The organism is Pseudoalteromonas sp. Hal040, from assembly GCF_037162425.1.
Taxonomy (GTDB): Bacteria; Pseudomonadota; Gammaproteobacteria; order Enterobacterales; family Alteromonadaceae; genus Pseudoalteromonas; species Pseudoalteromonas gelatinilytica.
This window is the reverse complement of record NZ_JARLUU010000001.1, coordinates 3,467,782-3,482,271: the sequence shown is the minus strand read 5'-3', so window position 1 is coordinate 3,482,271 and position 14,490 is coordinate 3,467,782. Positions and strand designations below refer to the sequence as shown.

Sequence of the window (14,490 nt, the reverse complement as noted above, 5' to 3'; positions counted from 1 at the left end):
ATGACTATGTTTAAATCATTAAAAAGATCTGTTTTAGCAGCTTCATTATTAGTAGCCAGCCCACTGGCATTGGCAAACTTACACTTTTTGGTACCGGGTGGCCCAGGCGGTGGTTGGGATACCACAGCACGTGGTGTCGGTGAAGCAATGGTGAAAGCGGGTATTGAAGACAATGCATCGTTTCAGAATATGTCGGGCGGCGGCGGTGGCCGTGCAATTGCTTACTTGATTGAGTCGGGCACTAAAAAAGGCGATATGTTGATGGTTAACTCAACGCCTATCGTTCTGCGCGCATTATCAGGCAAAATTCCTTACAGCTATCGTGATTTAACACCTGTTGCCAGCATGATTGCTGATTATGGTGCGTTTGTTGTGCGCAATGACTCGCCATTTAAAACATGGCACGACGTTATTGATGCCATGAAAAAAGACCCAGGCTCTGTAAAAGTGGCTGGCGGTTCTGCGCGTGGCAGCATGGATCACTTAGTGGCAGCACAAGCGGTGAAAGCGGCGGGTCTGGATGGTCGTCGTTTACGTTACATTCCTTACGATGCCGGTGGTAAAGCGAAAGCAGGTTTATTGTCGGGTGAGGTCAACTTACTTTCAACAGGGTTAAGTGAAGCACTCGAAGTCGCGAATGGTGGTCAAGCGCGAATTTTAGCGGTGACTTCAGCAGAGACATTGCCAGATTACCCAGCAATTCCAACCTTAAAGTCGCTAGGTTACGACATGGAGTTCGTAAACTGGCGCGGCTTTTTGCAACTCCAGATTTACCAGCAGACAAACTTGCCGAGTACACAGAAAAGCTACGTAAGCTGCAGCAAACCCCAGAGTGGGAAGCGGTTCGTGCCCGTAATGGTTGGCTAAATCTATTTCAAGAAAAAGAAGCGTTTATTAAATCGCTTGAGCAGCAAGAAGCGCAATTACGCGTTGTAATGAAAGAACTTGGTTTTATCCGAGGCTAAGGTTAGACGATGTTAAACCGTGAACTAATTGGACCAAGTTTATTCTTGGTCCTCTTTACCCTCTACGCCCTTGTGGCTTGGCAAATTCCACTTATGCCATTTGAAGAGTACGAAAGCGTTACTTCAGCAACCTTACCAAAAGTGTATGCGGTATTCGGTATTGTGGTGTGTGTACTCTCGATTGGTGTCAACTTATTAAAGCAAGCACCAGCAGAAAAAGCAGAGCTACTCAGTAAGGGCAACTTACTACGTACCTTTGCACTGTTGGTGTTGATGGTTGCTTATAGCGCCATGCTTGAACCGTTCGGCTTTTTAATTGCCACCAGTGTCTTTTTAATTGCTGGTTTTTTTATTATGGGTGAGCGCCGTAAGAAGGTGTTGTTGTTTGCCTCTGTACCTGTGGCCGTGGTTTTTTGGTTTTTAATGACACAAGTACTGGGCATTTACTTAGTACCTGGCAATCTGTGGAGTTAAGTTATGCTTGATGGAATTATGTTAGGTTTGTCGACCGTACTCGACTGGAACAACTTGTTATATGTGATTGTTGGCTGCTTTGTTGGCACGTTCATCGGTATGCTACCGGGGCTTGGGCCAATTACTGCGATTGCGTTGATGATCCCGATCACTTACAGCATCGGTGCTGATTCGGGCATGATTTTAATGGCGGGTGTTTACTACGGAGCTATATTCGGTGGCTCAACTTCTTCTATTTTGATTAATGCGCCGGGTGTAGCGGGGACGGTAGCGTCATCGTTTGATGGTTACCCGCTAGCAAAGCAGGGTAAGGCAGGTAAAGCCCTTGCGATTGCAGCTTATTCATCCTTTATAGGCGGGACCATTGGCGCCATTTTATTGATGGTTGCAGCACCATTATTAGCAAAAGTGTCATTAAGTTTCCAATCGCCTGATTATGTTGTACTGATGTTTTTAGGCTTAACGGCCATTGCTGCATTCTCTAATAAAGGGCAATTTTTAAAAGCCATGATGATGACGGTATTTGGCTTAATGCTGGCAACGGTTGGTATTGATCCCTCTTCAGGTACCGAGCGCTTTACCTTTGGCCAAGCTGATTTATTAGATGGGATTAGCTTTTTATTAGTGGCAATGGCAACGTTTGCGTTGGCTGAGGCACTGATTAATGTGGCGCGCCCTGAAGCTGAGCCAGATAAAAAAATTGATGATCCTGATACGCCAAAAATTGGTTCAACAAAACTAACTAAAGAAGAAGTCAAAGACATGGCTCCAGTGGTTGGCCGCTCATCTTTGCTTGGTTTTATTGTCGGTGTTTTACCGGGTGCAGGGGCAACCATTGCCAGCTTTATGGCCTACGCTACTGAGCGTAACCTTGCTCCAAAGGCACTGAAAGATAAATTTGGTAAGGGCTCAATGCGTGGCTTAGCCGCACCTGAGTCGGCTAATAATGCTGCCTGTACGGGCTCATTTGTACCATTACTGACTTTAGGTATTCCAGGCTCTGGTACAACAGCGATTATGCTAGGTGCATTAATTGCCTACGGTATTCAGCCGGGTCCTATGTTAATGCAAGAAAACCCAAGCGTGTTTTGGGCAGTCATTGTTAGTATGTACTTTGGCAATATTGTACTGCTTATTTTGAATCTGCCGCTGATCCCGTATTTCGCTAAAGTGCTGGCAATGCCTAAATCTGTGCTGACAGTGATGATTTTATTCTTCAGCTTAATTGGCGTGTATTTAGTGTCATTTAACACCTTTGATTTATTTATGATGGTGGGCTTTGCGATGGTGGCTTTGGTACTTCGATTGTTAGCGTTCCCGATGGCGCCTTTATTACTTGGCTTTATCCTCGGTGATATGATTGAACGAAACTTCCGCCGTGCCATGATGATTTCAGATGGCTCGCTGAGCTTTTTATGGGACCGCCCATTAACACTGAGTATTTTTGTGATTTCGATCTTAGTGTTGTTGTTCCCACTGAAAGACTATATTGTCCAACGTCGTAAAGACAAAGCAGCTACGCAAGCAGAGCAACATGCGTAGAACAAGGCACTGATATGAGATACACCAATAAGCTAAATCCATTTCAGCATATGGTTAAAAAACCTAAGCGCTTAGAAACGCGGCTCATTATTTGGGTTACCGGTCTATGTGTTTTGCAAGCTGTGTTGTTTGGTGCTTTGGTGTATCAGATCACTGCAGAAAGCTTACATAACCACATGGGTGATAAAGCCCTTGCGCTCGCAACCAGCATTGCCTCACGGGATGATGTGCAAAACGCATTGCAAACCAAGCAGGGGCTTGATGAGTTAAATACGCAAATTGAGCATATTCGTGAACTCACCACAGCCAGCTTTATTGTGATTGGCGATAGAAATACTCGCCGCATTGTTCACCCCGACTCTGACAAGCTCGGTAAGCCGATGGTGGGTGGTGATAGTAAAGCGGCGCTACGTGGTGAGCGGTATGTGTCGATTGCAAAAGGGAGTTTGGGCGAATCTATCCGTGGCAAAGTCCCCGTGCTTTCAGAGCAGGGCGAAGTTATTGGCTTAGTTTCGGTTGGATTTTTAGTGCAATCAATTGAGCCGCTCATTCGTGCTCGCAGTGCTGAAATTATGCTTTGGGGCTTGTTGTTAGTCGGTTTAAGTATTTTGGCTGCGGTGTATATTGGTCAACGGGTACGTAACGCTATTTTTGGTTTACAGCCTGACGAAATAGCACGGTTGTTCTCTGAGCAAGATGCTATTTTGAATACCGTTCGTAGCGGCATTATCGCCCTCGACCCTGAGGGTAACGTGCGTAACTTAAACCAGCGTGCTTGCGAAATCCTTGGTAAACCGATCAGCTGTATCCATCAACCACTTAAACTTGAAGATTTACTTCCTGAACATGCTGAATTTTTAATGCATAACCAACAGCGTCCGATTGTTGGTTTTGAATTATTTGCCGCCGATAAACGCATTGTATTGTCGCGGTATGCATTGCAGGTGCAAGGTCAGGCTGATGGTATTTTGCTGAGTATGCGCCCTGCGGATGAGCTTGAATATTTATCGCAACAATTAACTAAAGTACAAGCTTTTGCTGAGCTATTGCGGGTGCAAACCCATGATTACTCAAACAAGCTAAACTTAATTGGTGCGTTAATTCAGATGGGGCAAACGGATCAGGCGATTGAGTTAATTGGCCAAGAAAGCAAAGGCTCGCAAGCGCAGATCCATCATTTACTCGAAAGGATCCAAGATCCGGTACTAGCAGGTTTATTGGTTGGTAAATACCACAAAGCTCGTGAACTTAATGTAATCCTTGAGCTTAATCCTGACAGCTTACTAGGATCGATCACCCGTAAAGATATGCTTGAACGGGTTGTTTCGATACTTGGCAACTTGATTGATAACGCAATTGAAGCTGCCATTCGAGCTAGCGATACACGCACCCCTAAGGTTCGTGTTACGGTTGATGAAACCAGTAAAACATTATTGTTTGATGTTGAAGACAGCGGTTTTGGTTTAGGCGATGATAAGGATGTGGTATTTACACCACAATACAGCTCTAAGTCAGGGGCTGAGCATGGTATCGGCCTTTATTTGGTTAAAACCAATTTAGATTCGTGTCGTGGTAGTTTAGAAATAGGTGAGTCTGATCTGATGGGGGCACGTTTAAGTGTCTACATTCCAAAATAATAAAAACGATCAGCCTATAAATAAAAGGTAAAGAACATGACTTACTCGGTTGTCATTGTTGAAGACGAAGTAGAAGTTGCCCAGTTGTTGGCGCAATACTTATTACTTCCTCATGGCGTTGCTGGCCAACAAGGGGCGCGGCAAACACTCCGTCAGGGGCAATATCAGGTTGTGGGTATTGCAGGCAATCTTGCCACCGCGAAAGCGCTGTTATCGGCGATTAATGCTGATTTAATTTTGCTGGATATTCATTTACCCGATGGTAATGGCCTTGATTTACTCAATGAATTACGCCGCGAAGAAATGAAAAGCGAAGTAATGCTGTTAACCGCAGCAAAAGAAGTAGAAACACTGGAAAAAGCGATGCAGCTTGGTGCCTGTGATTTCTTAGTGAAACCGTTAATGCTCAATCGTTTAGATCAAGCGCTGGCGCGATTCGAAGCAAGGCAGCAATGCTTGTCAGATGCCGATGAAGTGACCCAATCAATGGTTGATACCTTATTTGGATCGCAAGAGCAGTTAAAAGCGCCGGTCAGGTTGCCAAAAGGGGTGGATCAACTGACTTTGCAAAAGATCTTAAAAGCGTTTAAAGCAAATTTAGGTGCAAATTTTACAGCTCAGCAAATGGGTGATTTGGTGGGGGTAAGTCGTTCAACAGCCCGTCGTTACCTTGAATATCTGCTTGAAGCAGAGCAAGTCAGTGCGGATCAAAGCTACGGAAGTATCGGCCGACCTGAACGCTGTTACAAAATGACAAGCAGCTAATCGCATCATTTATCGGGTAAATTACCGTTAAATTAACGATTTTAGTCACATAAATTCATTAATCGGCACCATAAAAAGTGCCGCTTATCCTTAGCATAGAAAAATTTTATAAAATTGATTGCATTTTAAGCGACTTCGATGGTGATGTTCGCTTTAAGTAATGCTATACTCCCGCCGAATAATTTTTCGACTTTATTAAGAGTAAAATAATGGCAGATTTATCGAAGTACAGAAATATTGGTATTTTCGCCCACGTTGACGCGGGTAAAACTACCACCACTGAGCGTATCCTTAAGCTTACGGGTAAAATTCATAAGACTGGTGAGGTACACGACGGTGAGTCTACTACTGACTTCATGGAACAAGAAGCTGAGCGCGGTATTACAATCCAATCAGCAGCTGTAACTTGTGAGTGGAAAGGCCACCGCTTAAACGTTATCGATACTCCGGGACACGTTGACTTCACAGTAGAAGTATACCGTTCACTTAAAGTACTAGACGGTGGTATCGGTGTATTCTGTGGTTCTGGTGGTGTTGAGCCACAATCAGAAACTAACTGGCGTTATGCGAACGAATCAGAAGTTGCACGTGTAATCTTCGTAAACAAACTAGACCGTATGGGTGCTGACTTCTACCGCGTAGTTGGTCAAGTTGAAAAAGTACTTGGTGCTAACCCACTAGTTATGACTTTACCAATCGGTATCGAAGATCAATTCTGTGGTGTTGTAGACGTACTTGAGAAAAAAGCATACGTTTGGGATGAGACTGGTCTTCCTGAAAACTACACAGTACAAGACGTTCCAGCTGACATGGTTGACAAAGTTGAAGAATACCATGAGATGCTAGTTGAGTCTGCTGTTGAGCAAGACGACGACCTAATGGAAGCGTACATGGAAGGTGAAATGCCTTCTTTAGAAGAGATCAAACGTTGTATCCGTAAAGGTACTCGTGACCTTGCTTTCTTCCCAACTTTCTGTGGTTCTGCATTCAAAAACAAAGGTATGCAATTAGTACTAGACGCGGTTGTAGATTACCTACCTGCGCCTACAGAAGTTGATCCACAACCTCTAACTGATCCTGAAACAGGTGAAGCGACTGGTGAAGTTGCAACTGTTGATGCAGATGCGCCACTTAAAGCGTTAGCGTTCAAAATCATGGACGACCGTTTCGGTGCACTTACGTTCATCCGTATCTACGCTGGTCGTATGAAGAAAGGTGACACAGTACTTAACTCTGCAACTGGTAAAACAGAGCGTATCGGCCGTATGGTTGAGATGCAAGCTGACGAGCGTACTGAGCTTACTGAAGCACAAGCGGGTGACATCATCGCTGTTGTTGGTATGAAGAACGTTCAAACTGGTCACACTCTATGTGATCCTAAGCACGAATGTACACTTGAAGCGATGATCTTCCCTGATCCAGTTATCTCAATCGCTGTTGCTCCTAAAGACAAAGGCGGTAACGAGAAGATGGGTATCGCGATCGGTAAGATGGTTGCAGAAGATCCTTCATTCCAAGTTGAAACTGACGAAGATTCAGGCGAAACCATCCTTAAAGGTATGGGTGAGCTACACTTAGATATCAAAGTAGATATCCTTAAGCGTACTTACGGCGTAGACCTAATCGTTGGTCAACCTCAGGTTGCTTACCGTGAAACTATCACGAAAGAAATCGAAGATAGCTACACGCACAAGAAACAATCTGGTGGTTCTGGTCAATTCGGTAAGATCGATTACCGCATCAAGCCAGGTGAAGCTAACTCAGGTTTCACATTCAAGTCTTCAGTTGTTGGTGGTAACGTTCCTAAGGAATTCTGGCCTGCAGTTGAGAAAGGCTTCGCATCAATGATGCAAGAAGGTGTTCTAGCTGGCTTCCCAGTGTTAGACGTTGAAGTTGAATTAGTTGACGGTGCATTCCACGCAGTTGACTCATCAGCAATCGCGTTCGAAATCGCTGCTAAAGGCGCTTTCCGTCAGTCTATCCCTAAAGCGGGCGCACAACTTCTTGAGCCAATCATGAAAGTTGACGTGTTCACTCCAGAAGACAACGTGGGTGACGTAATCGGTGACCTTAACCGTCGTCGTGGTATGATCAAAGACCAAGAAGCAGGCGCAATGGGCGTTCGCATCAAGGGTGAAGTTCCACTTTCAGAAATGTTCGGTTACATCGGTCACTTACGTACTATCACGTCTGGTCGTGGTCAGTTCTCTATGGAGTTCTCACACTACGCACCATGTCCACAGAACGTAGCTGAAACTGTAATCGCTGCAGAAAAAGAGAAAAAAGCTGCTAAGTAATTAGCCTTTTAACTTCTTTAAAAAAACCCGCACTTGTTGCGGGTTTTTTATTATCTAAATTTCATGCTAAGTATTTTCGGTTACAAATTAATCATTTCATATCTTTATAAATTAACCTGCCATTCAGCCTTTTATTATTAATGTACCTAAAGCAATCTAACACTTTTGTTGTTGATAAAGAGTGGTGTGTAAGCTATTAGTATTGCCAAGTGAAAATTGTACGATTTTAATACAAAATTCATTTTGAGAAAAAGTACATTACTATTAATTAGTTGTGCATTAATTCTTTTGTTCTAGTAAAAAAGTGCTTTTTTGTACCTTGTGTACCTTTTTTACCCTGTGTAGAATCGCAGATTAAATGATTTTTAATCATTTTGTATTAAACGTCTGCTTATTAAATATTACAACTAAAGAAACATTTTCATGAAAACGATTAAGTTAAGTCCCAATTGGACTCTACAGGGAAGCAAGATAGCATTGGCTATTCTTGTTGCATTAAGCGTTACTTTGCTGGGCGCTCCGCTCTTGATGTTGATGCTGCCAGCCCTTTTATTTATTACCGTATTAAACTTCTTACAAGTACGCTTTTTACACTGCTATAAAGCGGGTATTTGTTATTCGCGCGGATTTGGTAAGCGTTATATCAATGCTGAAGATATCCTGGCTGTTGAGTTTAACCAAGTGGCATTCATCACCGTATTTAAAATCAGCTTGCAAAATGGCAAGTCATATCAGTTTATGAACTGGCAGGTAGATGAGCAGCAACAAGCTGATATCACTAAGCTATATAAGTCGAGTGTAGGCTGTACCATCAAACCACACCTTGAATGTAAAGCTTAATACGACTACTAATACCAACCCGCAATAATACTTAATCATTTTGAGGGATTAAACCTGTCGCTAACTGCGTTAAAAATTTCTCATTTAGAACAACTAAATAACGAAATTTTTGCCTTGTTATCAACGAGGTTTCATTGCCTCAAAATAGACTACTTAATTAAGCGGATTGGTATAATAGCCAGTCTCAATAATGCTAAATTATGTGAACAGAAATAAAAAAGGCCGCGAAAGCGGCCTTATTTATATATAGCGTCGTTTATTTTTTCATACGACGACGTAGTGCAAATGGTAAAGCAAGTAAGCTTAACCAAGCAAATGAACCAGAATCATCATCTTTTGACTCTTCTTCTGTTTCATCTTCTTCAACTTCTTCAGTTACATCATCAGCGTAAGCTTGTCTTCTTCTTCAAAGTCGAGTGCTTTAGCTACAGTGATTTCACCCGCTGCACTGATTGCAATAACATCAGCATGCTCACCTTCAATGCTAAAGCTTACTACTGGCGTGTAATCAGCGTCGCCATCAGAGAATACAAGTTGACCAATCACTGCGCCAATTTCGCTGTTTTCTACGATTTCGAATGATTGACTTGCTTCGATTACTGGCGCTTGCTCTGCAGGAATAGGCTCTGCAGATTGGATATCAACAATCACAGGGTCGTGATCAGATGCGCGGTATGCGTTGTCTGCATACAGGCTAGCTTGCTGTGTATCAGACTTAAACTCTAGGTTGTAATCTAAGCTGATTGGTTCGTCAGCATTGATGTGCCAATCTGATGCAGCAACAACTTTTCCTAGCATAGACTCTGATACTAGTGCGTGGTCAAGGCTACCAATGCGGCCAGAGAAGCTATAAGAGTAACCTAGTGTGTCGCCGTCTAGTTCAGCTACTGCACTCTTAAGACCTTTATCTGCGAATGCACGGATAGGATCTTCCATTGCATAAGAGTTCATATCACCCACTAGGATGATATCTTCATCTTCAACTTCAGTTGGGTAAGTTGCTAACCAATCCGCGTACGCATTTGCACCCGCAACACGAATTTCATTCCAACATGCTTGGCCATCGCCTAAGTCAGCATTGTTGCCTTCAGCGCTGCCACAGCCGCCCTTTGATTTTAAGTGTGCAACTGCAACTGTGAAGATTTCTTCGCTCTCAAGAGATTGGAAGCTTTGCGCAATAGGTGGACGATTGCTGTAATCAAAAGGTTCTACAGTTGTATGAGCTGCTTTACCCACTTCAGATACTTTATTTGAGCGATAAATAAGTGCTGTTGTGATTGCATCAGTACCAATTTGGTCAACGCCAAAATCAACAAATGCGTAGGTGTTTTCTGCATCTTCGTCATTCAGTGCTTTTACTAGGCTTGCAATGGCACTATTTTCACCGAAACCATCGTTTTCGATTTCCATTAAGCCAATAACATCTGCATTGATGGCTGTAATTGCACTGACAATTTTAGCTTGCTGACGGATAAACTCTTCTTCGCTGTCTGCACCACGGCTAGTCGGGAAGCCTGCACCTTGGCCGTCGCCATTAAAGTAGTTTAATACGTTAAAGCTCGCTACACGTAGATCAGCTTCTTCGTTAAGCTCTGGAGCATCTGTACGAGGGTTAGTTGCTGTGAATTCAGGCTTCACTGTTGGGTGAATGCGGTAACGGTCAAAGCTGTAACCCATTACACCAGTAATCGTATTTACAGTGTCGCCTAAACGTAATGTGTTATAGGCATCAAGACCCGTTCCTGGGTAGGCAATTGGATCAAGGTTTTGTTTTGTTGAACCATCGTCGATTAAGATTTGTTTTTTCAGGTTTTCAGTTTCAATCGCATTCGCTGCATCACCTGGTAGCGCCACTTGAGTACCTTGGTATAAACGCTCAGTACCTAAGTCAACTTCACCATAGCGGCCAAGACCGTAGTTATTATTAACTACTAAAGGTTGCGCGATGGTTACTAACATACCTTCATAGGCTTCAAGGTCTGCAACGTCAGTAACTGGTAAAGTGATAGCGGTTGCATCTGTCGATAAGCCGGTTGCACAGATCTCAACTTGGCTAACATCGCCTAGTTGTGTTGCGCTGTAGTATTCTGCCACGCTACCTTTAACACGTACGTGGTCACCTACAGCAACATCAGTATCTGCGAAATAAACGAATACACCTTCAGAAGTAAGTGGGTTTGTGTCAACATCAGAAGTAAGTGAGCTAATGAAGAAGCCTTTTAGTTGATCATCACCTTGGAAGTCAGCTGTAACAACACCTTCAACTTCAACTTCAGTGTTAATAAGCGGGCTGTCGCTGCCTTCACCTTGAATTGCGCTAATTAACGTTTTTGTTGCGCCACACTCAAGCGGTGTCACTGGATCTGGTTCAGGTGTTGGCTCTGTGCTATCACCGTATAAACCAATATTGCTGAAATCGTCTTGGTCGAATTGTTCCCACTCATCGCTTGGGTTGAATGCTGATGTTGCATCTGTACGACCTGTAGTCACAGTTGCTTTACGGCGAAGCGTTTTATTTTGTGTAGAAACACCGCCTTCATCCCATGCTGAACCCGGATCAACACCAAGTTGACCAAAGCTATCAACGATTGCACCGTCTTTAGTTAGTACTAATGCGTCATCACCGTTGAAATAAGTGATAGTTGATTCGGTGTTGCCTTTTGCTTTTAGTTCATCAGCAGATCCTGCGTTAACAATAACGTAAGTTGCATTTGCAGCAAGTGTACCGGTTAGCGCTAAGGTGTTGTTTGGCGCAGCAAGGTCGCCATTACCATTTGAGTATAAAGAGATGGTGTAACCGTCAAGCGATAGATCAGCACCAGACGTGTTATAAAGCTCTACCGCTTTATTGTTAGAGCTTCCTTCAACGTATTCAGAGATGATTAGGTTGGCAGAAGCAGGCGCGCTCAAGCTTGCGATCACAAGCGCGAGCGGCGTTAATTTTGTATTTATCATTATTTTTTCCCGTGTATGTATTATAAAAGTCCCAATATGGGACACAGTACTTTAAGAAAAATCTATGACAAATTAAATACAAAATGTTAATAAAATCGGAATAATTACCAATTTTTAGAACATTTGCTTTAGATTAGTTATTTTTTAACCAAATTGCTGCTTGTTTTGCAAAATATGTCAGGATGCCATCGGCGCCAGCACGCTTAAATGCCAATAATGACTCCATGATTATTGCTTCTTCTGCAAGCCAACCGTTATCAATGGCCGCTTTATGCATGGCATATTCACCGCTTACTTGGTATGCAAATGTAGGTACACCAAACTCATCTTTTACGCGACGTACAACATCTAAATATGGCATACCAGGCTTTACCATTACCATGTCTGCGCCTTCTTGCAGATCGAGGGCAACTTCACGAATAGCTTCATCTGAGTTGGCCGGGTCCATTTGATAGGTCTTTTTATCGGCACCTTTTAAGTTACCTGCAGAGCCTACCGCATCACGGAATGGGCCATAGTAGCTTGAAGCGTATTTTGCAGAGTAAGCCATAATACGAGTGTGGATATGACCTTCGGCTTCAAGTGCTTCACGAATAGCACCAATGCGTCCATCCATCATGTCTGAAGGTGCGACTACATCCGCACCCGCTTCGGCATGCGATAGCGCTTGTTTAACTAAGATTTCAGTTGTTACATCGTTAATCACATAACCATCTTCATCAATGATACCGTCTTGACCATGCACAGTGAACGGATCAAGTGCCACATCAGTGATCACACCAAGGGTTGGAAAAGCTTCTTTAAGTGCACGAACAGTGCGCTGTGCTAATGCATCTGGGTTATAGGCTTCTTCAGCCAGCAACGATTTTTTATCGCTCGGTGTTACTGGGAAAATCGCCACTGCTGGCACACCTAATTCAACAAGTTCTTTTGCTTCTTCAAGTAGTAAATCGATAGAAAGACGCTCAATGCCAGGCATAGACTCAATGGCTTCGCGGCGGTTTTTACCTTCTAACACAAATACAGGAAAAATAAGGTCATTAACAGTTAGTTGGTTTTCAGCCATTAAGCGACGAGAGAAGTCATCACGACGCATGCGGCGCATACGTGTATAAGGGAAAAGGTCGAGTCCTGATTGGGCCATGCTTTGTATACTCCTAGTCTGGTAGAGGATAACTCACTACGCGATTTCGACCTGTTTGCTTGGCATGATATAAGGCTTTGTCGGCATAGTCAGTGAATAAACTTGGGTTATTAATGTCTTCAGCAATTGCGCTGTACACACCTGCACTCAAAGTAAATTTAATCGTTGTTCCGGCAACTATTATATCAGTATTTTCTGCGGCTTTGCGTATTTGTTCGGCAATTTCTAAGGCACCTGCCAGTGGTGTATTAGGCAACAACACCACAAACTCTTCGCCGCCATAACGTGCCACTTCATCGAGAGGTCGTTTCAGGTGCTGTTTAATGACATCGGCGGCAGATTGAATGGTTTGATCACCGGTTAAATGACCATAGGTGTCGTTAATTGCTTTGAAATGGTCAATATCTAACATGATGATGGCTAAAGGTGTTTGTTCACGTCGCGAGCGACGAATATCCATCAGTAGCTTTTTATCGAAGTAACGGCGGTTTTTGGTTTTTGTCAGCGCGTCTTCCATATTAAGTTGTTCAAGCTCACGGTTTTTCTCTTCAAGCTCGCGTAATGTCACTTGTAACTCAAAGGTACGCTCTTCGATATTCGCTTCAAGGTCTTGGCGTGCTTGTTCTTGCAGTTCAAGGCGCTCGCGCATTAAGGTATCTTTTGCTTTGCTTTCTGCTAATGCATTTTGTTGCAGCTGCGACTTCGGCATCGCGCTGCATCAAAAACAGTTTTATAACTGCATAGCTTAAACTTAAGCTACAAACCAAAAAGCAAATGAAGGTGAGTGAAAGCACGCCGATATTTAAATTAAACGGGTTAAACACCCCAAGTGCACTGTAAATAATGGCGCAGAAAAATGCGAATAGGGCAATTAGAAAAGCGCTACAAGGTTGTTTATATTCACGATTAAACTGTTTAATAGCAATGCCTGCAAAGATGATGAGCACCACAGGTAAACTTAACAAGCACAGTGTAATTGCAATATGAATTGGTAAGAACCACATTATTACGGTGACAAGCACCACGATCCAGGCTAACCAATACTGAAAACGATTTAAGCGAGATTTGGCAAAGCCGAATATATACCCTTGCAATGGCACAAATAACGCACCACAGATAAAGAATAGAGTCGGAATAGTCAACTGTTGAAACGATGAGCCGCTCGGTTGCAGGTAGCGATAACCAAAGCCATAAAGATACGCTAACGACAGCCACAGCAAGGTAAGTAATAATCCTGTGTAGGCGAAATAGCGGCGTCTAGAAAAACCATAAAGCACTAAGTTAGTGAGCGCTAGCGATAAAATAAAGCCGACTAATAAACCGTACAATAAGTTAAATTTACTTTTATGCTTTAGGTATTCTGAGGGTTTCCAGAGACTGAGAGGCACTCTTAAGCCGCCGTTGTTTTTAACTTTGAGATACACCTCTGAATGGCTGGCTTTTGGGATGGTTAATGAGACTAACAGCGATTCATTTTTAATTTGTCGATTGGCTAAAGGAACGGCATCACCTATTTTTGTGTTAAATAACACATGCCCACCTTGTAGATGAAAGACACTCACTTCATCGAGTAAAGGGTTATCTATCGAGAATATCAGCGGTACATCATCTAAAGAGGTGTTTTTTATCGATAGCTTGAGCCATAGAGGCTTTAAAGTCATACCTAGATTTAAGGTTTCACCTTTGCTAGCCTGCCAAACTACATTTGTATTGCTAAAGGCTTGTTGTTGAGTAATAGGATCAAGGGTGTACTCAACATGTAACGTATGTTGAGACTTAAATTGTGAGCTAACAACAACAGGGTTAGCCAGTAAGTAAGGAGTAAATAAAACAACGAAGAGTACGCCACATAGTGACCATAGGCGCTTCAT

Annotated in this window: 9 protein-coding genes and 2 pseudogenes; 7 read left to right on the top strand and 4 right to left on the bottom strand. The window is 43.1% G+C overall.

Annotated elements, in window-relative coordinates:
* The 7 genes and pseudogenes from P4S60_RS16280 (at position 1) to P4S60_RS16250 (ending at position 8,520) form a co-directional block, all read left to right on the top strand.
* Positions 1–965, top strand: a pseudogene (locus P4S60_RS16280) (Bug family tripartite tricarboxylate transporter substrate binding protein).
* 9 nt (positions 966–974) lie between these two features.
* Entirely contained in the window at positions 975–1,439 is a 465-nt protein-coding gene (locus P4S60_RS16275; RefSeq protein ID WP_337116621.1) for a tripartite tricarboxylate transporter TctB family protein, read from the top strand.
* A 3-nt stretch (positions 1,440–1,442) separates the two neighbouring features.
* Positions 1,443–2,981: a tripartite tricarboxylate transporter permease gene (locus tag P4S60_RS16270; RefSeq protein WP_337116620.1), complete on the top strand. Its 1,539-nt coding sequence runs from the start codon at positions 1,443–1,445 to the stop codon at positions 2,979–2,981.
* Between the two features lie 14 nt (positions 2,982–2,995).
* Positions 2,996–4,618: a sensor histidine kinase gene (locus P4S60_RS16265; protein WP_337116619.1), complete on the top strand. Its 1,623-nt coding sequence runs from the start codon at positions 2,996–2,998 to the stop codon at positions 4,616–4,618.
* Positions 4,619–4,654: 36 nt separating this feature from the next.
* Positions 4,655–5,383 carry a response regulator gene (locus P4S60_RS16260; protein ID WP_063700968.1) on the top strand — a complete coding sequence of 243 codons (729 nt, stop codon included), beginning with the start codon at positions 4,655–4,657 and terminating at the stop codon, positions 5,381–5,383.
* Between the two features lie 209 nt (positions 5,384–5,592).
* On the top strand, positions 5,593–7,680 hold the full coding sequence (fusA, locus tag P4S60_RS16255) for an elongation factor G (RefSeq protein ID WP_337116618.1): 2,088 nt from the start codon (positions 5,593–5,595) through the stop codon (positions 7,678–7,680).
* A 423-nt stretch (positions 7,681–8,103) separates the two neighbouring features.
* On the top strand, positions 8,104–8,520 hold the full coding sequence (locus P4S60_RS16250) for a hypothetical protein (protein ID WP_337116617.1): 417 nt from the start codon (positions 8,104–8,106) through the stop codon (positions 8,518–8,520).
* A 256-nt stretch (positions 8,521–8,776) separates the two neighbouring features.
* On the opposite strand, the pseudogene P4S60_RS16240 reads toward P4S60_RS16250, so the two are convergent.
* The 4 genes and pseudogenes from P4S60_RS16240 to P4S60_RS16225 all read right to left on the bottom strand — a co-directional run bounded on the left by P4S60_RS16240 (position 8,777) and on the right by P4S60_RS16225 (position 14,490).
* A pseudogene (locus tag P4S60_RS16240) lies at positions 8,777–11,475 on the bottom strand (ExeM/NucH family extracellular endonuclease).
* Between the two features lie 133 nt (positions 11,476–11,608).
* Entirely contained in the window at positions 11,609–12,619 is a 1,011-nt protein-coding gene (gene hemB / locus P4S60_RS16235; protein ID WP_062566302.1) for a porphobilinogen synthase, read from the bottom strand.
* Between the two features lie 13 nt (positions 12,620–12,632).
* Entirely contained in the window at positions 12,633–13,268 is a 636-nt protein-coding gene (locus P4S60_RS16230) for a GGDEF domain-containing protein (RefSeq protein WP_337116615.1), read from the bottom strand.
* Complete coding sequence (locus P4S60_RS16225) at positions 13,252–14,490, bottom strand: 7TMR-DISM family protein (protein WP_337116614.1); 1,239 nt, start codon at positions 14,488–14,490, stop codon at positions 13,252–13,254. Before P4S60_RS16225 ends, P4S60_RS16230 begins: the two co-directional genes overlap by 17 nt.